Here is a 26,952-nt window from a genome sequence, read left to right on the forward strand (position 1 = left end):
TGTTTTTTCGCATGACCGCTGTTTCGAGCAAGATTCCAACCTGTCTTTTAAAGAAAAATCGGCACTGTCAACACACAACCAAGCAAGCTTCGATGATATGACGTCACTGTGACCATAATCTTATTGCTGATGCGTTTTTTTTAATGGGTAGCTGACAGGTTTAGCAGCAGTGGGTTAATAAAATTAGGACTCAGTAATTTGACCGGATTTGCAGTTTTTCTAACGTCGGATAATATATATTATGTTAACTTTCAAACATTACATTAAATACTGTAATTTAAATCAACCGAGTTTATCTGGAAAAAATAAATTCGGCATATATTTTGAGGCACGCGAACAAAAATAAAGACGGTACATAATTCTAATAATACCAACAGAAAATCAAAATACTTAACGTAAATTGTCTTGCTGCGGTAAGATGGTTGTCTTCAGGGTTAACTAAAAATATTAGATAAGTATGAGCATATCATTTTAATGCATCAGCATGAATCGGTTTGTTCTGTGAAAACGCGATGTTTTTCACAGAATTTTCCCTTCTGTTATTGAAAAAACGCCTAGCAGGCACACAATCTGGACGTCTTTGTTTTGAGTGCCTGGGCCCAATTATACAAGGAATATACTTTTTAAAAGTAAATTCGCGACCAGCTGGTCAGAGTAACTGGTCTCGGTTTGGTAAGGTGAAAATTAGGCAGCCTGTGCAGCTGTTCTAAAGAGACGGCGCCGCCGCTGTTTGAAAATATCGGTATGGATATTAATCGAATCAAAATGATTCAGCACATCGAGCAAAGCGCCCCAAGTCCCCATGTTTCCAGGTTTTGCCAAAAGTCCCGGGAGCATAATTTTTTTAGAACGCACACCACGAACCTGAATTTGCCAGTCACCGGCAGCCATGGGCTGCATGCCGGCCAGTTCACGCGTTAATTCAAGGAAAGAAACAACAGAATTCAGATGCTGCTCACTGAGAATCGCAATTTGACCGGGATCCGCCAGTTCCTGAAGAATATTGAGTTCATTTCGTTGAGATTTCAATACCCGAATCATGGCACGGAGGAAGTTACGCTCATGCATCCGGGTCGGATTGTCAACCCATCTTAAATAAGCCTGGCCAACCGGCGAGGCGCCGTTGGTAAGGACTGTTTTAAAGGGTGACTCGATTAAGGGTGCGGTAATCCGGCGCAGATATCCCATGGGGTCTGTTTTTTGAACGCGGCTGTGCAAGAATTGTTTCGCACGCGACGACGGAAGTATGGCGGAAATGATCAGCAGCACACGCAATGCAGGGTTTAAACGCTTGGCCTGAAAGGATATCCTGGTTTCCTGATGCCCTTGATAATGTTGCGCGATAATCCCCTCCTGGATCAGGTCCTGGTCTGATTTTTGCAGAGTCAATCCGGTCAAATCAGGAGCACTGAGTTCGATGATTTCACGAGTGGTTGTCCGGACCCCATTACGCTGACTTGTCACAACCCTGCCGGTGGTCAATCCCATCCGATGTGTATCAAGATCTTCTCCCAAATCCAGCAGCTGCGTACCTTCGCGCGCTGTATAGTAAAGTGTTTCCCCCAAGAGAATTTCGCCCAATTCAGGCGTGAGAGCGCTTAGGGTACCACTGCGGTTCATCCCGGTGAGGGATAAAATTTCTTTGAGCACGGCGATACGATGGCGCAATTGATTTGTGCCGCTTTTTCCTGATTTTGAAAGTTCTGTTTCTAAAGAGTCCAGCATGGCAATGACCGTTCTGAAGGTCCCGGGCATGCTGGGGACATAGAGCTGCTCATGCGTACCCAGGGGGTGTGTCGCCGGCTGACGTCCTGGTGTCGCGGCTGCTATGAGACTCCGGCTTTCAATCATACTGGCGATTAAGTCGGTCAAGACCATCTGACGCACATCATCTTCCAAGGATTGACTTTCTTGGGCAACTGATTGCCAAATCCCTTCAATAGAGAGAGGCGATATGGTTTTGGCATGCGCAATGAGATCGGCAATTGTCGCAATACTTGGCTCGGCTCCCTGGCTGCGAACATCCACCAAACGGGTAAGGAATTGGTCCAGCGCCGGCAGGGTTTTTTGGCCAAGTAATGCCTGCCCTTCATGAAGATAAGCCTGGGTTAATTTGAGAATGTCAAAAACACTAAATGCAAATTGGTTGCTGCGCTGCCGTGAATAAACGTCGTTGGCCATTGGATTTCCCCGGAGGTTTAAAAGACCGGTGCTGCTCGAAAGGTACTCGACAGCATCACGGTTTTCCCGCGTCACCGCAAGCTGAAGATCATTCACGGTGGTCTCGGCATAATACCGCGAGGATTGGTAGTTGATCAAAAGGCTCAATAAAAATAAATTAATCCGCCAAATTCCCCGGCGGAATATGCCTTCTTTAGGTTTTCCCCGCATCAACTGCTGCAGGAGGGTGTCCGGGAGATAGATGACCGGTTTTTGGTCGACAGCTTGTTCTTGGTACATACCGCCCTGCCTGAACAGCAAACCGGCTTTTTTGGAAAAATCAATGTTTAATTCCGAAAGGGGCAATACAGCAACCGGTTCAATAGCGATGCCAAAGCGCCGGGTAAATGCGCTTGCAGTTGCAGCATCGGGCACAGCATTTTCTTTAAGCAGTGATATGAGATCGGGGTTGGCCGGATCAACGGTGACAGTTGAATCAGGGACACGACCTGCCCACAAAAGCACGATCATCCCTTTAGAAAATTGTATGGCGGTTTGAATTAGAGTATGCAAACCCTCCAAAGGAAATCTTACACGCAAATTGCCCGCCAGGCTCCGGTCACTATTAAATAAAAGCGAAAGCATAAACTTTTGGAATAGACGCGCCTGACGCGTCATGCCTGCACGAAAAGAAAGACCGGCACGTTGGGGTGTGATGATGGAAGCTTTCTTCAATGCAGCCGCAATGTCCCGGTTCCACTGTTGCGATTGCGAACTATCGGTTTGCAGCGCAGCATAGCGTTCCCAATCCTGAAGAAATAATTGCAAAGCTGTTAAACATGCTTCTGAGGCAGTCGATAAATCAGAACTGGCTTGTTGCGCAACAAATCTTTTCAGAGCTGCAGAAAACGGCATGTGCCCTTTTTTAAGTTCGATATAGAGTTCGGTAAAATCCTCATGAGTTCGGAAACGTTTTTCTTTCAGTCCGAGCGATGAAAGTGTTCTGAAATATTGTGTGACCGAATCGGTCAAGGTGTCCGGAGCTTGATGGGATGCCAGTGATTTGTTGAGTGTGCGGGCGAGTCGTCGAATTGTGGTGAGTGTTTCGCTGTGATCATCGGCAAAAGCATGCCAGCGTTGAACGCTTGCCAATGTAATCTGACGTGTGCGGAATTCAGCAATATGCTCCGGTGTCATAAGCATATGTGCGTCAACGAGAAAATGATCGTTGAAACATTCCATATCCTTCGCAGCAGACCAATCATCGCGTGCGGGTTCGAAATCAATCCAGCGCGCAATCGGTTTTCCATCCGGGGTGAATGCAACCAGAACGTTTTCCAATCGAGGATCACCGTGGACAAGCCGGTTGTCATGCAAAATTTTGAGCTGCGCCATAAGTTGATCCCGGATTTCATCAAATTGTTCACTGCGTACAGCGCCTTTCTGAAGCAAATCATAGAGATTGCCTCCCGGCACCAGTTCACTGAGATAGCCGACCACCTGACCGCGGTCATTGCGGACCAAGGTTAAGGCCTGGGGTGCCACCGGATGCCCCTGAAACATTATCCCGCGAAAAGCGTGATAGTGAGAAGCACGTTCGGTAATACCGCCTTCGATTTCTTTGATATCTTTCGCGGAATACGTATCGCCGCGATACTTGAGGGTATCCTGCTCATCCAACGAGTGATGGCGGATGAAGACCGCAATTTTGCCTTGGTATTCTGCGCGATAAACATTAGACATGGAACCGACATTGAGTTTTTCAAGGATGGTGACAGCTGCAAGTTCGGTGACCGGTAAAACATCGGAATGACCGAACCAGGCGGCAACTTGGTTACTCACAGAAATGGGAATAACAGCGATTATGCGCTGCCGCAAACGATTCACGACAGGAAATCGGCTGGATAAACTTCCGGTCATCAAAAGTAGAAATGGTGAAAATGCATTTTGGAATTGCAGCGAATCAAGCGTCAATCCGGATGACAGATTCAGTGCCGCGACTCCCAAACCGGCGAGTATGACCACACCAAAAAGGATGCCGGAAACAGTCATAAACCGGCTAAGACGTGAACGTGTTTGGACACCGGCCGTTTCATCCGTCGCGATTCCCCGGACGCTTATGACGAGTTGCGAAAGACCGTTGGTTGCAACTTTTTGAATAACAAAATTTTCAAATGTTACCGGACGTTTTTCCCGTAGTGCCCGGGAAAATTTTCGGATTTTTTGATCAAACCATGCGGTTTTTTCTTCGAAAACATCCAGCGTTTTTTGAAGTTGGCCTGATGTACCGGATACTTCAATTACAAATTCCGTGGTTTTGGTTGTTTGGGATAACTGCCAGCTTATATACAGAAATTTGGCAAGTGCCGGTTCTGATAAACGCGAGAAATTTTCATAGGCATTGGAAAAATTCGCAGTTCCCAACCATTGCATAAATGCTTCTTTTTGTTTCGGCGACACCCAGGCATCCAGGTTTTGGTTGATTTGCAGCAGACGGGCATCCTGCTCGTCGCGGGTCATGCCCTGTCCTTCCGGGCGGGCCCAGGCCATAATCCGGTTAACCGCTTCTTGTTCAGGTGTTTGGATTTGAGATTGTGACCACGCGAGATATCGCGGCCAATCTCCAAATTCATTGAACAGCCGGTTTGCGCGCGAGGCGGTTGGGAATCCATCCCGGTCGGTATTCATCATCACCACGATGGAAACCAGCGACAACAGGGACAATTCATTTTTCTTGTATTCATCCAGGGTGTTCTTGACGGTTTTGTGGGTTACTTCTTTTTTGAAATAGCTGTCCATCAAATGATAATGCCGGAAAATTTTGGCAGCCAGATCAGCATCCAGTTGCTGCCCGGTTTCCTGATTGTAGCGGGTGATAATGCTGCGCGCCAAATGGGAGCCGAGTTGACGCTGGTTGGATGAAAGCCGGGAGATGGCACGCCCATCCATGAGAATCAATGAGAGTAACCAGAGCAATTGTCCGTGGCCGTCATTTTGCACTTGCTGGTAAAGACGACGGGATTGCAGCATATGACGAATACCAAGTTTGCCGCCCAAACCCGGAGTTTGACGCAAACGCAGGATATTGCGCCAAACCCCGGTTTTCAAGCGATACAAAGTATTCACTACATTGCGTGTAAATATCCCGGCAGCTTCTTCATTGCCGCGAAATTCATGGAGATGCTCAAATTCCGGCAGACCGGTTCTAAGCAGACCGTACGTAAGAATGCGCTCTAATTCAAGTTGGGGTGCCTTCGAGGTGATGGCTTGTGACAGCACACGATATTGGTTTTCTCCCGCCGGCACGAAGGTCGGAAGATAGGCGGCATCACCATTTAAGGTTTGCACACGCGCATTAAGAATTCTCTGCATATTGGAGACGAACAATCCCATTTGACGGTAAACCGCCATCATTTGATTGAATGCCTGAATAACATCGTCGGTTTGTCCGCGCGGCGCATCAATCAAGCCTTCCTGGATAAGGTGCGGCGCTTGGGAAATCAAGAAGAACCCGGCCTGGATATCGGCTAAAAAAAGCGTGAATGTCCGGTTGATTTCCTGCAAGTTTTCCTGGAGATTTTGATGTTCTGTCAGCGTAAGTGTCATATCCATGGTTCGTTCAAAAGCCAGTTGGATCTGGAGTAAAATGAGATTGCGCAATTGTTGGTTATTGCCTGCGCTTTGCAGTGCATTTTCGGCTGCAGTTTGGACTGCTTGGACGGTTTTGGCATTTCCCAATATGCGGTTAAGCTCAATAATAATTTTCTGTTCATCATGCTTGACGAATTGATTGTGGGCCAGATCGGACCGTGCTTCCAGTTTTTTAATCCGCTGCGAAATGTTCGTTTGCAGCGTACGGCGTTGTGTATCGAGTCTTTTCTGGAATCCGGTGATTTTCTCCAATAATGCGGAGGATCTTTCAGGCCATGCAGTAAGCATTGCAATAAGTTTTACCAATTGTTCAGCCTGCGGATCTGTTATACGCTCAGCGTCTTTGAGTTGATCTGCCAGAGTCATGAGGAAATTGTCCTTGTTTAACAATTCGGAAAGATTGCCGGAATACATGGCCATGACACGGTTTAAATCGCCGATTAATTCATCGGCAACCAATTCGAATTCTTCTCCGCTCTGCCTAAGTGCTGCATGTTGGCGTACTGAACTGAAACTACCCTCTGCCTGCTGGATTAAAAGCCCAAGATTGTTGAGCAAAACATTTTTTTCATCATCTGTTTTAAATACGGGCTGCTCATTGCGCCAATTGTTGATCAGTAACATGCCGCGCAGATGACGTTGCGCATCATAAATGGGTATATGCAAGATAGTATCCACCCGGCGTACCGACCCGGGACGTACCAGGGTTAATATCCAAACAGCTGTCGCAGCCAAAAATCGCGGCATGCCGAGTGCAACTGTTTCGCTGACCGTTCTAAGCCGGGCTGGAAGTGGACGGCTGGAATGCCGGACGATATCCCGCAGCAACTCCCGTTTGTCAACAAAAGGTGCTTTGTGGCGCTGGGCAATATAAAGATAATCAAGCGGTCCGGTTTGCACACTTTGTTCGTAAATTAAATTGTTTTTTTTGTCCTGTTTGGTTTTTAGTCCCTTGACTTGAAATGTCAGGGCACGATGTTTTTCAGCACCATCTTTTGTGGTCTTCCAATAACGCGCAGCAGAACCGCCATACATCCCGCTGCGGCGCAGGCTTCTGTACCACTGGGTTCCCCGTTCGTCGGTGCGGGTGGAATAAATATTAAGTCCGGTAAAAGGAGTGTTGTTTTTAATCGCATCAAAAATAATACTATAAACCTGAAGCGGGTCCTGCGTTCCCAAAAGCCGCCGGGTATAATCAAAAAGCATGTAAACCGCCGGATTGATGCCTTGAAGCTGGCGGGTACGCTGGTGGTAAGAACTTAGTTCCGCCACAGTTTTAGAGATCAATGTGCTGCCGGCTTCCGTCAATGCATCTCCCTGGATTTCAGTCAACGTGGCAATGCCGGTTTCAACAGCCTGGTTCACTGCGAGAACTTCAATACTCCGGATGTTTTCAAGCGCATTGTCCGCCAGTTGTCGGATCATTTCAGAGGTTGCTGAAATTTCGTCAGGCGACAAATTCTGAAGTGTTTCCAACCAGTTCATCGCAGAGGACAGCATGCTATGGACTTCGTTCGTTGTTTGCGCTTGATTAAGCCGGCGGGAATAATCCGACACCAATGATTCCCGGTTTGTGGTATTCAGCGGAATATCCAAAACCGGAAGTTTGTCCGCCAAAGTGGTTCTGTGAACGAATCTGACTTCAGATGTCTGGAAAGCTTTCAACCAGCCGGACAGGCGCTTGAAATCGGCAGTGTCCTGAGCACCGCGTGCTTCAAGCGTGTGGAGTAGATCGGAGAATTCTTGGGAAACCGTGTGGAACAATTCTTTTCCCTGAAATACGATTGCGCTTAGTTCCTGGGAAACCGGGCGTCTTCCCTGGACCTGGGGCCACTCCTGTGTGAGTGTTTCCAGACGTTCAACCCTCTGATAAGCTTCGGCTGCCTGTTGCGAAACCCTCTGAAGCAGCTCGATTTCTTCGGGCGGCAATTCGCGGTTAGGCAGTATAAAGATCATGCTCCCGGGTTCGCCGCCCTGCGGCGTGATGGCCAGAGTAATGGAGCGGTTTATCTCCTGCAACCAGGATTTGGGAAACATTCTGAGCAGCAGTCCGGCTAAAACCGGCGGGATAAAGCGGGCTACAGTATTGTTGTTCATCCAACCGAACAAACGGTACTGCCAGGCGCGCGTGGCATCAAAAAGCTTGTATTTAAAAATATCTTTAAGAACATAAACGGGATTGACCCTGGGATCTGTATGGCGTTGGTTGATAATTTGGATGGACCGGAAGTTTTCCGGCGATTGGTCATAGTGCAGTAATAACTGTTGTTTTTCATCACCTGCATCAAACGGTTGTTTTGTCAAGGCACTGGAGAATCCAAATAATCCATAGCGGCCCGTGCTCACGTACTGCCACTCATTGTTGGAATTCTTTGAGAGGGTATAAAAATTAGCGCGCTCCAGGCCCAGGAGATCTTTTAGTGTTTGCATGACACTTTCCTGGATTTCCTCACGAGTCTGTGCTTGAGCTAATGTCGAAGTAAGCTTGACAATTGAGTCCCAGCGCCAGGTATCGCCCACCGGTGCGACTTCCCCTTTGATGATATGCAGCGGGAGTTCCATGGAAAGCGTGAACACATTTTGTCGGTTTTCTGTTTTTTGTGCAACGGATATTGTTCCACTCATGTTTTCAACCATTTTTTTTGCGTAGGCATACTCCGTGGCAACCGTGCGTGTTGCACGGCGGGAAGCCTGGTAAGGAATCGTCAGGAGTTCGTTGATACGGTCCTCGACAACCGGGATGCCCCCTTCATCCGTGATGGCGATGGCAAGATTGTCATCTTTACGGAAAAGCGTGATGGTTATTACCTCGGCATTGCTCTCCAGGGCGACATTAATAACATTTTGTATCATGGAAGCAAACCGGTCCGGATTGGCAATCAATGTGGCATTTTCTAAAAAGCTTTCAATGCGGACGTTTTGGGCGCGGTCTCCCAGGCGCTGGAGCGAGCGCTGGATGGCCCATTTGGCGTCGAGGGGTTGTGTATCACCCAAAGAAAATTCAACCATAGCTGATCCGGCCGCGATCCTTTGGCGCATCTCGTCAAGTGAATCCCTGACGACCGAGAAAGAGCGAAGTCCTTTAGTGGAAAAATCATCCAAAGGAAAAATTTTGGCTAGAGAATCGATTTCAGAAAAAATTGTATTGGATTCTTTATAAAATACGGATAAAGCATTTTCGACAATACTATTTTGTTGTTCCGGGTAAATGGCAGACTGTTTGCCCGCAGCTTGCAGCATGTTCGGGAGTTCGGTGTTCAACCAAAGTTCGTAACGGTTCAAAAGGGTGATGATATGTTGGCCGAGCGTAACGTCTTTGTTCGGCATGGGGGTGCTGAAATAATTCGGTTCCTGGGAGATGAGACGACGAAGAAATCCGCCTAATGCCATAAAATTATTTTTAAAAAAATGATCCATGCTGTTGCGCGTATCTTCAAAAACATCTAAACGATCCTGGACAAAAACCAAATTTCGCAGCATGCCAATGAGTTCGAAATGCGAGCTTAACATGCCAATATGGTCATTGTTTTTTCTGGCATTTGCCGTACGCGCGGCCAAGGTGTCAATCAGTGCCAGAAGACTCGTCCGGGCATCGGCCGTGAGTTCTTCTGTTTCCAAAATTACATTGCGGAAATACGTTATCAGATAACCGCCCTGCTGCCCGGCTTTTTGGTTGAAGGTGTTATTTCCCAAAGCGCTGTACATGAGTGCGTTTTCCAACAGGTCGGGTTGTGCGGCAAGTTGGTCAATCTCGAAGAGAATACCTTGCAATGTTCCGGATTTTTCTTTGGAGACAGGAAGTGAGATGGCAGGCTGGTCATTCTCAATTTTCCATTCAAATCGTCCCATTCTTAAATTCAGCAGGGAACGTATTCCCGTGGGGGTAAGCTGTGCTAGCAATGTTTTTAAAGAATTCCAACTGGCGGCCAGCCCGCGTTCTTGCGCGGCAGCGATCTCTGTTTGGAGCGTCTTTTCCAGGCCGGCCAAATACCCCATCAGTTCATAATGGATCAGGCGCATGCCGGCACGATCATTGGCGTCTCTTGCATTTTGTGTTATCGTACTGAGGTTTTCTAAATAAGCGAGCAATATTTGATGGGTTTTGGGATCGGCATCTTCTATTTTTTGGAGATTGCTTAGCAAATGCCCTAATAAATAGCCGCCCTGGTGCATATCACCTTGATTAAATTCCGGATTACCATAGGCATTGAAAAGTAAAACTTCATCAATCACCGCGCCGGTTTCGCGGTCGATTTTTTCAAAGTTTTTTATAATACCGCCAATGGTGGGATTGAATCCTTCGCTAATGACTTTTTCTTCCCAACCCATTTTCCAGGTAAATTTTCCCGTAGGTCTGCGCAGATAGGTAAAAAGATCCCGTTTTTTTAAGGTGCGGCTTAAATTGGCAGCTGCTTTTTGACCTTTCGTATACGACCGGTCGTTGGTTCTTTGTTGTTCATCAAGTTTTTCAATCATTCCGACCATCTCACCCGCCACCCGGGCAGTACTGATTTTAGGTGCTTCGGCCAATGAACGCCTAATCATGGCGATACGGCCGGCCGGATCATCCAAAGCAGTCTTGGCTTTGATCAATGCAGCCAGCAGAGCTTGCGGAGAAAAACTGCGACGTCCGCCATCACCGTCGTCTATCATGTCATACGGTAAAATGACCGCATTGGCACCTGCCGGGTCTTCGGAAAATTTGGTTCCTTCCGGAAATTGGTTTTTATATTCTTTTTCTGTTCCAAGGAAGACGCAATTTTCAGGAACCGCGCCGTCAGGTGAGCCAATCACAATGCCGCCGTTGACCATGACTTTCATAAATCCGGTTGCCGAGGCTTCTCTTCCCTCATTGGCGCCCATGATCGTACCATCCACACCGGCTGCGATCAGCTGCATGTCCACGGTATTAAAATTGGGGTAATAAATCAAACGATCACGGTTTTGCGGCACAATCAGGACACGGTCCGCCAATTCAGGATGCTGGTGCATAAGGTCAAGGAATTCCTGTACCAACTGTTGACTGGCATAGTCATCCTGGTGTACCCGGCCGCCAATTATAATACCTACATCCTGTTTAATAAATTCTTCGCGCATCGTTGGGTCCCGGAGCATTTCCTTTAGTTTGTAAAGCTGCTTATAATGCACGACCCGGCGCGTCCAATTGATGAATTTTATATTTTCAACTCTGGCCTGCCAATCGGCATCCATGCCGAAGCGCTCGGTGATCATATCAAGCATGGCTTTGCGTCCCCGCGCTTTTTCTGCAAGAAGTTCCTCATCCGGAATTTCAGCAAGGCGTTTGATCCAGGCCGCCTCTTTGGCCGCTATATCTGTGATGTGTGATGTTTGCCGGTTAAAAGCCTGCCACCACGTTTTTATTTTTCCCTGCATCCAATATTTAAGACTAACCCCGTTGGTAATATACTGAATTTTTTCACTGACCTTTTGATAGGCAGGCATCTTTTTCATGGTATCGCCGTGCATCTTGGCCACGCCGTATAATCCGTGGGCGACTGCGGCAATCATCCCGGTAATATGAACATTATCTGAGGTGTCCGTTACCTGGTTAAGTAGGTTCCGGGAAAATTTATAGACACTTAAAAAATGTTTGTTGGCAATTTTATGCGCATATTCAAGCGGCGTGTGGTCATTGAGAATTTTGATCGTATTTTGAAAGCGGGGATTTGTTTTAAATTCATCCTCCACCAGCTCGGGCAAAGCGAACGTGCCCGCGCTCATTTCAGACAAAATAATGGCATCCGGTGTGATGTCAAGCGCCTCCAACAAGGCCAAATAGCCCCGGCCGATTAAATAGCTTTGTTCCAATTCAATCCGTGACTTGGCGTTGTCCGGATCATGCCGGAAGCGTTCGGCCCCGGCTTTGTCAGCGCTGCCGGCGTACACCGTGTCAAAAATATTAGGTTCCGACTCTGCCGGATTGTAATCGTCCAGATAATACATAATACTGCCGGATTCAGGATCAACATCTTCATAGACCGCAACAGTACGCCGGGAACCGTTGAACATGGGAACCTGAAGGGTCAAATCCTCGCCGGTTTTAGGATTTTTAGTCCGCGGCAAGGTGGAACGGAGCAGATCGCCGCTTTGCACTTTTTCCAGTCCGAAGGTTCCGCCGCCATCTTCACGCGGTTCGATTTTCTGGAGCCATACGGATTGATAAAGCGGGGTTACGCCAATAGCTTTTTTAATGCCTGAATGTTCAGCCAGATCATCGATACGGTCTCGCAACAAGGGGCCGATACCACCGACAGAGACGGACATGGCCAGCACTTGGAGCGCGGTTACCACATTTCCATTTAAGCTGGTGAGTATCTGATTGAGTTTTTCGCGCATGGGATGGTTGGGATCGACCAGGTTTTTTCTGGCCTGCTTGACAATATTTTCCGTTATACGGCTTTCGACCGTTACTTCGATCACTATTTTAGGTTCAGGAGGTATAACCCGGATGGGGCGCACCATACCGGCCGCCAATCCGGAAATCAGTCGGATGAATCCCAAATTCCAAACCACATGCAGTATATAGGCGGCAGTAAAGCCGATTAATCCGCCAATCACAATGCTGCCACCGGCGCTGCCCAAAAGAATGCCGCCAATTGAGAGACCAAGCATGCCCAAGGATAAAGCGGTCAATTGAAGTGTATGCCGCCAGGTTCGATTAATTGTAATATGTTTTTTTAAGGACTTACTATACACCACAACTCGGTTGCCGTGCGCTGCGCTGACGGTGGTTGTAAACAGGAGCGCGGTTGCCATGTAAATGATGCTTTTTAATATTGGGAAGTTGGAAAACATGCTTAAATCCGCAACGCCGAAGAAAAAAACAGCTATAAATCCCATAAACGGCAGTAACCAGAGATTTTCAATAAAAACAGCTCGCAGTGCCTGCGGCCAGACAATATTTCCGTCATGATTGATAACACGATCCTGGAATTCCGGAAAAATACCTCGGGCTCGTGTTTGTTCCTGTTCCGCCACCAGTTGTTCGATTTGGGAGATCTTTGCGGCCAGATTAAGCGCAGGATGTGAGAATGCAGTAGACCATACCGGACTTTCAGACTTGAGCCGGTTAATTAATTTTAATAAATTGAGAAGGCTTTCCCTTTTGAGTGGTGTGTCGGCCGGTTGGAATAACTGAGCGAGATCGAGAAGATTGTGTGGAATTGTCGCATCCCCAGGCTGATAATACTTACCCGAAGTTTTGAGGAAATAATTAACGCTATGCACAACTTCTTTGCTTAGCAGATAGGTTGTCAGATCACTCACGTCGGTCTCGTAAATCACCATGGCATCTTCTTCGCGCGAAAGAATTTCAATCGCACGAATGAGGGTATAGTGGCTCTCGATACCTTGGCGTAAATACGCTTCCCTGCCGGCTGCACTGAAAAGCTCGAGATTGTCGGTATCACCAAAATTTAAAATTGACTGAAAAAGCACCTGACGAAAATCAGTGTTCCCGATGGTAGGTCTTAAAAGAATTTCCCTTAAATTAAGCGGGCGGCCCAAAAATGCACTATACGCACTTGTCGCGAAAAAAGACCCCAACTGATCATTCGCCTTGGCAAGGATGGCTGTATCCGAGAGTTTGTTCACACTGGCAAAGGCTTCTTGTTTAAGGGTATTGTCGGGTAGTAAAAAAACAGAGAGCGATTCAAATTCATCTTTGATCTTATTTTGACCGATACGGTTACAAAGAAATGTCATCAAACGGTTATGTATCAGATGTTCGATGGGAATTTCCACTGGGATACCGACCGTCTCGAACGCATCATCCATGACACGCTCCCGCAGGTTGGCAACAACCGCGTGTTCATCCATGGCTGCTTCTTTATCTTCAATCAGCTGCCGGGTAAGCTTGCCCTCGCGCAGCATGATTCCCATACTAATAATATCTGCCAGATTATCCTGGATGATGTAATTTGTTTTTGTCTTTTGTGCAGCGGTTCGAGACATTTTTGCATGCCCAAAGGGGTTGAGGACCAGACGCAAAAGATGGTTGGCGACACCTTTAATATCACCTACGTCTGCAAGATATCCCGTAACGCCATCCTCAATCTGCGCCGGAATCCCCCCGGCCCGGTAGGCGACTTCCGGGACACCTTTTTGGAGGGCCTCGGTCACTTTGAATTCAAATCCTTCTTTGTGCGATAGTTGCAATGCAATGAAACTGGAACGCAAGACAGCATTAAGCATTTGGTCATTATGCGGTGCGATGACGACCTTGATGTCATTCGCAATGCCACGGAATTCAGGCTTTGATTTACTCTGCATGGCGCGATTAAACAGTGACTTTGCCTCCGGATCATCGTCTGCGACATTTCCCAGAATGACGAGCTGCGGTTGGAGGCGATTCATCAGACGTGTTGTCTGGTAGTGGAGATAGTTCCCCCCCGGGAACCGTATCCAGGTCAATACCTTAAGACCGCGTGCAAAGAAGGCAACCACGCCATGCAGCCGATTGAGGCGTTTACGGAGCAGTCTAAAAGATTCAAGAACATCATCAATGCCCTTGGAAGGGTCGAAACGGGCAATTTGGGTTATCAACGGCCGGTTGGCATCAACTTCTGTATTGCCGCTTTTAATCGCGAGTTCATTGAAGAGCCGCATGTAATAACTGGTTTGCTGAGCACCCAAAGGTTTGTTCATGCCGTCAAACGGCACCATGGCGGGATACATTTGCAGAATTTTATTATCCGCATCAAACCCGGCCGGAACAAACGCCTTCTCGTGAAACAAAAAGAGGTCCGCGTCCTTGATTTGGTCCTGGAGATATTTCCAGGTTTTATTGGCAGCGGTTCCCGCTTGGTTAATCCGGTCCGTATCAAACTGAGTATGACAACGCCAGATAATTAAAGCATCGGGATTGATTCGTTTGATATGTTTGATCAATCCTGCGGGTTGCGGATCATCAATCACAAAGACATTTCCCCATTTTAAATGCGGGGCAAACTGCTTGGCATGTGCGGCACTCCAGCCCTGATGGAATGCCATCTCTTCACTGTTCAGGGGTTTTTCGTGCCCCAATTGGAGAACATTATGAAATTTAAGCTTGGTGATGTCAAAGATTCCCTTGAATTTACCTTGGGAAATAGTGTCGGTCATGACCAACCAACGCATGGGTAATTTAAGCATCTTCGCCCAACGAATACCGCCATGCCGCATAATGGAGACTCCCCCGCCTTTGGGCGTGGAGTTGATGAAAACCGTCCTAAGATCATTACGACGCGCAGCCTCTGCCAGGGACTGGTGACGTGCCAACTGCACGGGACCCAACAGATCGCGGAAGTGACCCAGGCTCCCCAGGGTATTGACATGTGCCAGTCCGGTCGCATCAATCAAAATTTCCTGGGCAGTGGCCTCGAATGCCTGCATGGCTGCCTGACTGGCGTCTACTGCAGTGTGCGCCTTTTGGAAAAATTTTCCTGGAACACGCCGGGGTGAAAACGCCACTGTGTCCAACTCATCCCACAAATGTTCTTGTAAGGCGGCAAACGAATTTTCAGGCCATCCGATGAACCCTACAGTATCAATACGCGCATCAAGATTGCGAATGACATAATCCAGCTCGTCAATAACCGTCTGATCGGCGTCATGGGAAATCGTAAATGAATTTTGGTAGATGATTTTGCGGGTTACCGTATTTTCAACATAAACAGTTATTTGGTTGCCTTTACGAACAATGCCGGCAGAAATTTTTGCGTTGGCAAGTCCATGAGAGAGTTGGGTTACCTGAGGACGTTGAAGGTTTGTCGCGGCTTTTTGGATATCCGCCATGGCAATCGTCTGATTTTGGGTAAGTTCCTTGAATGTCCAGTTATCATCCGCCGCAGTCCAGGTATCGGAAATGTTTTCAAAAGGCGAAAAACGGGCGGTCAAAGGAAAAAGCCCGGGGAAACGCCGCTGTAAAAAGCGCGGGATGAATCTGGATGGACGAATCATAATTTGGGCGGGTGAAGGATTGCCGTGTACACTGCCCTGACGGTGCATCGCATCCAATTGAGCTTGCAGCTGCCGGATAACCGCAGCGTATTCCGCCGTGGAAAGCGAATTGTTTGCCAGCATTTCACTCAGCGGCTGCCAACGGACGCGGGAATTGAAAAAGCGGGTTGTGAACTCGAGACGGGTTAATTCCATGGAAAGCGACCGTTGGATTTTTTTCAGAAATTCGTTTGCCGGCATGCCTTTGTTTATAATTACCCGGTCAGCTGTGAGGGTGACGGGATTATCAACAATCATGCGGTCTTTATCAGTCACAAATCCGCGCATTTTTATGCCTTGCGCATTGATTAAAGCATAGGACCCCTCGCCGCCAAAGTTGGCGGACATGCCTTTGTCAATGAAAAATTTTGCGTAACTTCCCTCCTGATTCATAAACGGCAATTCCAGTTTTGGCAAAGTGTTGTGTCCGGTAAACCAGTTGAAAACGCGGATGCCGGACTGGATTACGGCAATGCCGATGTCGTGAATAATCCCGTTGATTTGATCGGGTTTGATCTGTGTGGTTTTGTCCGCATACCAGGCATTGATGATGGCAAAGGCATCCTGCATGCGGTGCCGCTGACCTCGTGATTTTTTTACCGCATTTGTCATTTTTTCCAGTGCAATAAAAATATCGCGGCCGGTGTATTCTACCCCGCGGTAGGTTAGCTGGATGCTTCCGTCCGGTTGGATCGGAAACATGCCGTGCGAGACCAGATCACCGTAAGGATCAAACGTGAAGAGATTGAAGTTTTCCAGAAAAAAATTGGCCATTTCCTGCAAAACATCACTCTGGGGATAATTGGCTTGGGTGATTTTCCGGCTATTGATTTTCAGATGCATTTCATTTAATTCTTTTATAACCGCCTCGCCCCACCCTTTGTGGCTTGACCAGTCTTTGCACCACCATTCCATGCTCAAATACGCCTGGGTATTGATTCCCTGAAAAACCCGGAACCACCACTTACCCTGGTCCATGGCCTGTTTCAGGTGCTTCTCATTGGCCAAATGGATTTCGCGTGCCAGACGAACGGCGTCATCCCATTGCTTGAGCTCGGCCAAGGTGGCGCCGTCCGCTTTTCGTTGCGATTTGCCTTGGTCCAATTCCCTGACAATGCGCGCCCACCAAGCCACCGAAGTTTTACCAATGCCGTTTAGACCCACCGCCGGTTTGGGAACTTTAATCCGGGCAAAATGACCTGCAAATTCTTCCCAGGTATCCATCTGTTGCTTGGTCCATTGACCTCTGAATTTATTCATTTGTACGACAAAATTTTCGCGCGCGGCTTTGGCCTTGATTCCGAGGCGGTTTTTTTCAAATTTAGTTTGTACTGTGTTGTATTCAGCCAGCTTTGCGGTCCACCAATTAAAACTATTAACTTTATCCGGTTCGGTTTTCCGGTGTTGTTCAACTAATTTTTCAGCAAGCTTATCGCCGTGATGATTAAAACCCTTGTACCACGGGAGATGCAGCCCCAACAAATTGCCGGCTGCCCAGAGGTCATGATTTCCAATAATATAAACAACGCGGTCCGGTGCGATTTCGCACAATTCCTTAACCATGCGAAAGGCCTTGACACCATCCGCGCCCCGGTCCAACAGATCGCCGTTGATCACGATGGATCCGGGCATATCCTTGAGCGAACGCCCCTGTTCATTCATCTGTTCCTCAATGGAACGCAGGGGGTCGAGCTGTCCTTTGAATCCGGCTACCTGTTGCAAGGCATCGGAAAGTAAGGTGGTAAACCGGGTTATGTCGGCGTGCAAATCGGAAATAACGGCGATGCCCGGCAATTTTCCACTGCCGGGATTTTTTATTTCTTTATCAATTTCGCGCAATAAAAGACGAATTTGACGTTTGCGTTCCTGTGGGTCCGCTTTGGCTCTATACCCGATGCGCTCCGAAATTCTTTCCCGGCGCGCCGCCGGCAGGTAATAGGCAATGAGTGTCTTGATATAGCTGGCATATTCTTTGAGCGTTGCCCGGCCGTGACCGGCGGCATTGGCTTCGTAAATTTCATGGATGATAATTGCGCGTTGAGCAAAACGGGGCAAGGATAAAAAGTTGGGATGAAGATAAATAAAACGACCGGCACCGCCGTAGGAAATGCGGTATCCTTTGGTTGGGTGTAAAAAGGCCGACTTAGGTAAGACTTTAAAAACCGGACGTTGATAGCCGGTCGGCAATCCCCCGCGGCGTTCAATATCGGCAATCAGTTGTGCCAGTTGCAGATTAATCCGGACATGATTCAGCTGTGGTGCGCGCGGCGTGCGTGTCAGACGCCAGAGGTAATAAAGCTTGGGTGTGTAATTCAATACCCATATAAAAACACCACTGCCGATTCCCACTTCAGTCAGTGTGGAAAGCGCGGTTCCCGAATCGAGCATAAAAGAAAGAACACCCAAGATGAGCAGCGAGAGTCCTGTTCCGACAACCCGCAAAGGACGTATTCGGATAAAACCGCCGGCTTTTTCAAAATCTTCAAGCGCGGTTTCCGGTGTTTCGAAAATAGGTAATTCATGTTCTACCAAATTCTGTTGATGGACTTGATTGAGGGCGTTGTTGCCGATAACCACAGGTGTGATACCAGTGCCGTAAATTTTGGCTGCCGGCCGCTCGGCTTCTATGATGATCATTTCATCCTGTGTTATTTTATTAATTGCAATGGTTGCTTCCGGCGAGGTTGCCATAAAATGTGTTGGGTCAAGATCAATAATGGTGCCGTCTATATATATATGATGATGAATCAGATTGGATGTCTCTGATTTTTTAGCTACTACCAGGACATTTTTTCCCTGATTGCGTAAATACATGGCTAATCTGGCGGTTAATTTTAGATTGCGGTTTTCCGTATCCTGCGGAACCGCCGCAAATTCGCGTATAACCAATTGGGCCTGTAACCGAATATTTTCCAGCGGAGCTTTTGCCTGCTCAGGGATGGAGATGCCGAAAGAACGGAGTTTGCCGATAAAATTATTGGAAGCAATTGCTTGTTTCAAAAAAGCGGATTGCCGGGTTGGATCGAGTGAATTAATCTTGTCCCAGAAAATCTCCCTTTGCGGATTGGCGGCAATACCCTGATTGATGGCTTCAAGCAAATCAGTCCGGGTAATATGGGGTGTGACGTACATATCCAATAATCCCGGCACGCTCATGATTAGTGTTGTTTCATAAATTAGATCAGCTAAAACCCGGCCCGAAACATTGCTTAAAGTATGCGTGATTTGCCGGGGGGGTAACTGAACCAATGAACGTGCATAAACTGAATTAATGCGCTGATAATATTCTTTGAGATAATCATCGCTTTTTTGTGTGAGATCAAATTCAAGTGCTTCCAACAGGGTACGATACATGGCCGGATTGTCGCGGGCCAGTTGGGCGATCACGCCGGAATAAACAGCATGATTCCCTATCGGCGTTTGCATGATTCTGCGGCAAAGTTTCGGTTCTACGGAATGCAGCAGACTCAACATGCGGGCATTTTGCGCAGGTGTATGTAAATTTAAAAAAGTTTTGAACGATGCGCTAAAAGCATTGATTTCCGGCATTTGTCCGCTAAGCGGCCGCGGCACTTGGTCCCGAAGCAGCATAAGACGAATCGTTCCAATCATCGTCTCAATGTTTTTCCGATCACCCGGCAATAAAGGCCGGGATTCAAATAGACGCGCAACAGCGGTATGGATTTGCCGGTTTAGTACCGTATCGGATTGGGGGTTCAAAACAGCGGTTGCCCGGGCATAAACCCTGCGGTTGCGTTTTTCCTGCCAAGTCATGGACCGTTCGAACAATGATTCCGCCATACTCGCATACTCACGCACTGTGGCACGGAGATGGCCCTGGTTGTGTGCTTCATAAATTTCATGGATCAGAACAGAACACTGCATGGATTGCGGAAGGCTGAGGAACCGGGGATGAAGGTGGATGACGCCGTTCCTGCCCTGCCCTACGCGGAAACCCTGCAACAGATTGGAGAAAAAAGGCCGGGGCGTCAAGACTTGCAGGCGGGGCCGCACATACCCCAGCGGCAAACCACCGCGGCGCTCAATATCCGCCAGTAATCCCTCCAGTTGACGTCCGGCATTATCATTCGTGAGTTCCGGCAGAACGGTTTTGGGAAAAGCCAAACGCAACATATATAGTAACCGGGGTAAAAATGCTGTGACCAAACTCAGTCCGGAGACGAGTCCAAAAATACTCCAATGCAATGCACCCGGTGAACCCAGATAAGAAATCAGAAAACCTAAAGCGGTAATGCCGATTACACTGAGTGCCAGACGACCAAATGAAAACGTGATGGCATTGCCGGAGGATTGCGGTTGATCATCGGATACGAATTTTTTTTCCTGTTGATTCAAATGCCGGGCCAGATTTTTTGCATCGCGGATACGTTTTTCACGAGCCGGCTTGGAGAGTCGTTGGGCATAGCTTTCAATTGAATTAACCAGATCGACCCAATCATCTTCAATCGGATTTTTAGAAGTCTCAGTAATGAATCCTATGAGTCGGACCGTCATGGTAAGCGGGTCAATAATAATATTTTCAGGTTGAATATCACCATGAAAATAACCTGACTTGTGCAATACCAGGAGTTGCCCTTTAATTGTTTCTATAACATCGGAGATTTGTTGTTCCGAGAGACGGTTGTCTTTTAAGAGTGTCATGAAATCGATACCGGGGATATCTTCGCGAAGAAAGCCTATGGTATTATTTTTTTTATCAATTATGGTGGCATGGAGTTGCGTGGCCAGCGGTATGTTTTGATAGGTCAGCCGGCCGATGGCTTGTATGCGTTTGATCAGAGAATGCATATTTTCAAGTTCTTGCGCAAATAGATCCGTCCCCAGGTTGGCCTGGCCTTCACCCTGCAGATCATTGACATCAAACTCCCGTTTGACGACGAATTGAAAGGTTTGATCGCCATACTCAGCCAGATAGTAATTATAATCCAAAGTCTGCATCAATTGTTTTTTGAGACGGAAATTATCAATGTCGATGGCAGGTAATTCTTCCCCGATGCGTTCGGCAGCTGCTCTTTGGCCGGCATCATAATGAACACCAACACTTGCCAGTGTTTTTTCCAGCCAATTCGCACGCGTGTAAGTTTTTTCAATCGGTTTGTCCTTGCTGGCAAGCAGTGATGTCAGATCTTGTAATGCCGCACGATTGGGGGCGTTTTTCCGAAGAACATAATCCCAAAACTGATGATATTTTTCAGTATCATTGGCTTTCCATTGGTTCAGAACGTGATTAAGCGTACGCGCGACACTCTTAGATTGCATTCCGGGGTAATAAAACGGGACACGCGTCACCCCGAACAACCATTCGCTGCTTAAGGCTGCCAATGTTTCGGGTTTGATTTTTAAAAGTACAGCCTGAACTTTGCCGGGGGCCATTCTGACAATCCATCGACTCAGCATGAAATTAATAATGCCCACCCAATTTCCGAATGTTTCTTTTGTATTCAGGCTGACATCAAACTGATTTTCTTCCAAGGATTCAATCAGCATTTCCGGAAAGCGCTCACCCAAGGTGGCGAAGATCGGTGTTCCCGGCATCAGTTCGCCGAATTCAACACCGGTAAATCGATTGTGGCTTTTTCCCGGGCAAAGTGTTAAACGGTAGAAGGTTTGACGATCAATTTCATACACCAGCCGCAATAATTGAATGATGGTATCGTTGTTCAGCGGCTCGACATAATCAATCATGATTTCAGAGAACTGGTTGATGGCATCACCGACATCGCCGCGCACAATATCCGCGAGATTTGGCAAAATATCTTTGGCAAGAAATAGTTTTAATAAGGCTGTAATCATCTGACTGTTTTGTTTGTTATACAAATCCGGGCGGTTATTTTGAATATAGGCCAGCGGCTCGCGGATTTCCTGTGGTTGGTCGGATATTATTTCCGGTTTGACCAGCCAATTCTTGATGGTTTCGTCCAATTGCGTATTTTTTTCCTCCAGCCAGGTTTGATGCATGTCCTGCCATTCTTGAATTTGTTGGAAATAATGCCATTCCTCAGTTGTGCGATGGTGGGATGATTTTTTATCCAAAACCATGCTGACGGGTGAAGGCGTCATCTCTTCGGACATGTCGCCGAGATAGATATTGCCGCTGTTGCCGTCCACAGTTAACAAGTGACCGGCAAATGTTTTGTCCGCATCCTGAGAAAAACGGATGAACGGCCGGGTCTCTTCCAAATGAAGACTCATCTCTGAAATACCGATCACACATGGTTTAAGACTGCGCGATTTTCGAAGTAAGGCGGAAGCATGCGAGGTCACCAAACCCAAACGTTCGACAACACCCATACAAAGCGGATGGGCAATCATGGCTTCGTGTTCAACGTCAGAACGATCAAGAATCAAGATATAGGGTTCTTGATTTTGTGTGAATTTGGCTACATCCTGTCGGGTCAAAGCCGCTTTGGCTGTGTGAATACCGACGGAAGACGGCGTTCCGCGGGCAGTGCGCTTATGGGAGAGCGTGGCCGGAATTTTTGGGGCGCGCAAATAATCTTCAATCCATTCCCATTCATGTTTCGGGACGTTTTGGATAATGTCCTGCTCGGAAATGAGCCCTTCTTTTTGCATGTCCCAGAGAATGCGTACCCGGGCTTGGGGCGCAACCAGTGTGTCTGCGCTTCTAACCTGCAGCAGATACAGGTGGCCGTTTTCAATCGTGAACTCGATATCCAGACTCGTTTTATAATGTTTCTCCAGAATTGTGATGTGCGATTTTAATTCCGCATAGATCGCCGGCTGGATTTCCCTGAGTGTTTCCATTGATTCCGCAGATGTGCTGCCGGAAACAATCGCCTCCCCTACCTTGCCGATGCCATAATCACCGGATAATTTCGGTTTGCCGCTTAAAGGATCGCGCGAGTAGACGACGCCTGAACCGGATTGGTCATTCATGTCACCATAAACCATTTGCTGGATTGTAACCCCGGTGCCGACATCCGGTATACGGTAAGCTGCACGATGTGTACGCACACGTTCGTCATCCCAAGATGTCATGACTCTTTCGGTGGCCATTTTCAGTTGCAGATGCACTTTTTGCGGAAATTGCGATCCGGTCTGCTGCAGAATCATTTTTTTATAAGTTTTGATCAACTTTGCAGAATCACTTTTCGAGAAGTAGGAGGAACTCATTTGCTGCAATTGACGCTCGCGGATATCTGTAAATTGATCTTGACTGACTCCCATGACTTTGACTCCGAATTCTTCAATAAAACGGGCATAGGCATTCCAGGCGAAATCTTCATCCTGGGCATAGCGGGCAAGACCATTGACGGTTTTGTCATTCAAACCAATGTGAGTAACGGTCATCATCATCCCCGGCATCGAATGCTCGGCGCCGGAGCGGACTGACAACAGCAAGGGATTGGTTTCGTTGTTTAATTTGCGCCGCGATGTTTTTTCAATCCTGAAAACATTATCTTTTATTTCTTTCCAAATAGCTTGTGAGAGCTTACCTTTGCGTGAAATTGTTTGTTTGGATATATCCGACTGAATGGTAAATCCGGGCGGCACCGGCAGTTTGAGGCGCGCCATCTCGTATAAATTACGTCCTTTGCCGCCCAAACGGGTCAGCAAATACGGCGGGGCTTCGGGCATGCCCTTTTCGAAAAAAAGAATATTCGGTTGGTCTTCGCCACGAGGCGGTCCGGCCACAACCCCGCTGAAAATAATTGCCGCCAGAGAATGGCCTTCACTGGTGTCATAGCCCAGAAAAGAAGCAGCTGCAATTATTGCCAGGATAACGATCGGGAATATGGACATAAGCGTGCGGCTGGTGACCGCAAAACGCCGGTTTTGAACAAGCGGCGATGCCTGCACAGCTTGATACGCATAGCCGATTTTAGAAGCGATGGTTTGAAATGCGGCTTGTACTTGGGGAAAATCCATTGGAGCGGCGAGCAAGCTCGGATCAAGTTGATGGGATGCTTTTAAACGGGCTTGATTGTTTTGGACTTTTTTGGCGGTCGTATAAAAATCTCCGAATGCCGAAAGGATGGCTTGCTTGTTGAAAAAACGCGTCGCGTGTGCACCCGCGGTTTGGTCCACAATCGTATTAAGCATATCAATAAATTGACTGAGATTCGTTTTGATTTGTGCAGAATCGGTATCAGCACTGAAATAAGCGGCAAAAGGCATTGCCGGTGCCACCGGCAGGGTGGTACCGGCAACGCGTCCCTCCATATACTTGAACGCCGCGCTTAACAGCACCAACGCCTGGTTCAAAGCAATCGGATTTGAGAGCGGCGCCAGATTACGGAATTCCGGTTGGCCGTTTGTGAAGCCAAAATTGAAATAATCAAAACGCTTTCCCACGGGCGTACCCTGCGTGACAAATTCTTCGAGCGCATCCATGCCGACATGGTTGCCCAAACCGGATCGGAGTGGAAGCGCGGAGGCTAAATTACCATTGATCCCGGCAAGGATAGGCGCGAGATAGCCCTCGATTTCTGAAAAAGCCAAACGCCATTTTTTTTGTTGCGCCGGATCAATCGGCTGACGTCCTGCCAGGCGTAAAATAGGTGTCACCGTGCTCCGGGTTACTTTGGATGTTTGCGCATGCAACATGAAGCGGAATATGTCTTTGAGCCAGCGATCGACTGCCGATGCGGTGTTTTTTGCTTTTGCGGTTAAGCGTGGTGTTGAAAAAGCAATACTGCCGTCCAGGCGGGTCTCCCCTTTTGCTTTGCGGTCGGCGATGGTATTTCCCTTTACCGTTGAGGATGAAATGAAAAACTGGGCACCTTTTTGCGTGCGGTAGTGTTTCAGCCGGCCACCGGCTTCATCCACCGGGGTATAGGCTGCAATACCGTGGCGGCTGCTGAAAATAGCTTTGATTTCATCCAGCAGGGTCAAGGATTGGTCCAAGGTGAGACGGCTGGAATCGGCAATATGCAGGGTTGCATTAAAATCAAGTTCGCGGTTCATGGCAACCACCGTGTCCAAAGAACGATCAAAATCGCTTACCATCGTATCTGAGGCAACATTCACCCGGGACACAGGCTCCATCAGCGCATAGCGGAAAAGCGCATGATGACGCCCTATGTCATCACGATTAAGCCGGAGCGTCTCAAACTGTTGAAATGCAAAACCAACCGGAAGTATTGCAGACATAACCATGCCGGTTTGCTGCATCGTGGAAAAATCCAACCCATAGGCCAGGGCCATTGTCAGTGTGAAAACAGCCGGTGCCAAAAGGAGTGCACGTTGAGTAAAACCGGCAGATGACCAGGCAATCCGGATGCTTGCCGAAATTTCTGAAAACGTGCGTCCCGACAATTCAGCCAGACGTCGACGCATGCCGTTCATAGACGCCAACCAGCCGGAACGCATACCGCGAATTGCTTTGGCAAGCTGTTCGCTGCTGCTACTGGTATAGAAAGAAAGCTCTTTGTCGCCCAAGACCATGGTATGCAGCTGGGTTTGGGGCATGGTCTGTTTCATCGTACCGGGATAAACGGCAACAGTAAAAGAAGTGTTTTTAATCGGGATTAAAAAAGCTCCGTTGGACGCGATCATGCCTTCAAAATCAAGCTCGACATCCGGATTGTTGGCCTGATATTGTGACATCTGTTGTGCATAAGCAGCTTGTAAGCGTGCACTGTCAACCTCGCCTTTGGCGACTTGGTTGTTGGCCCACATCAACTTCAGCGTCATATCAAGAATTTGATAGGCGACGCGGACATCCCGGGGCAAGGTCGCTTCCTTGAGAACTGCCTGTGAATCATGCCATTGCATGAAAAGCGGCGCCAGCGCAATTTCTTCCTGATTTTGAGCAATGAGTTTTTCCAAAGGGGTATAGCGGTTTTTTAATAATGAAAAATAGGGATTGATTAAATCGAGCTTGGTGATTCGCGGCTTGATGGAAACATAACTAACGCCCTGCCCGCGCAAAGATTCTAAAATAAGATCCGTGTGGTAGCCGCCGGTGGTCAACATGGCAATACGCTGATTTTGTGTTTTCATTGCCGCCAGCAGGTTGCCGACAAAATCATGACTGCGCTGGTCGGCACCGTCATAAAAACGATTTACCAGGGCAAGTTGCTTATCCAGTGAGTAGACCTCCAGGTCCATCTCTTCATCCAGACCATACAGGGACAAAAATTGCATGAAGGGATCCATGGAAAACTGTTCAGGATACATGCGGAATTTTGCGAGTTCAACCGGGGATGCTGAAACATTAATCAGTTTTTCTACAATCTCCAGACGCCGCAGAAGAACATCCAGTTCCCGCTCGCGGGGTGATGTATAGAGTTTTTCATGAATCAATTTTTCCAGGATATCGATATCACTAAAAAGTTTGTCTGAATCAACTTCCAGCGGAAAGACATTCATGCGCTTCGAAACAAAGAGGTTGAGGTGCGGAAATTGGTCCGGATTGATTGTAAGACTTGAAGCATATTTCTTTAAATACCGGGCATATTTCAACAGCGGCATTTTCCCCTTTTGATAGGCCCGCTTGCGCAAGTCGAATTTGAGGAGATATTCTCCGTAAATGCGCGGTTTAATTTCATCAAAAGCATCGCGTAAATCAAAAATGTACCCCGTGTTTTCATCGGTTAAAAAGCTGCCGACCGTCTCGCGGTTGGTCTGATAGTGGCGGGGATCTTCAACACCTTCCAAGGAAACAGGATGTTTTCCGCAGGCTGCGTAAAATTCAGAACCTGACATCTTGCCTTGCCGCATAAAATATTTCCCGACCTGCGTTTTAATTCCGCTGACCGGAAAAGTGGAAAGTTTGGTCACATTGACCGGTTGGCTGGCACCTTCAATTCCAATGAGACTCAGAGAATGGTTTTTCGCAAATTCATTAATGATTTGGGAAATATTCCACTGCACCTCATGATTGCAATGCAGATCATTGACATGAATAACCAGTTGATCTTTTGATCCGTGAAACGTTTGGGAGATGGTTCCGTATTTTTGATTAATTTCAATGGGTTGGTTATTAAAAAGGACCGGATTGAGATTGGCCATAAAGGTCGCAGCTTCAAATGCCCATGTGAAATATGGAAATAAGAACGTGAGTGAAATAAGCATGACAATAACCTTGGTAGACATCTTGCGTGAAGGTTTATGCCAATATGAAATCGCGAAAAACGATTTTAGGGAATATCCCAT

General features: G+C 47.6%; 1 protein-coding gene. It reads right to left on the minus strand.

From position 1 onward, the window contains the following. Positions 1 to 684: 684 nt before the first annotated feature. The gene (locus tag K8S19_11260) at positions 685 to 26,952 is read right to left on the minus strand and encodes a glycosyltransferase (GenBank protein ID MCD4814255.1); all 26,268 of its coding nucleotides are present in this window, start codon (positions 26,950 to 26,952) and stop codon (positions 685 to 687) included.

The sequence above is a fragment of the bacterium genome (assembly GCA_021108215.1).
In the GTDB taxonomy this organism is placed as follows: Bacteria; Oederibacteriota; JAAXVQ01; order JAAXVQ01; family JAUVAV01; genus JAIORK01.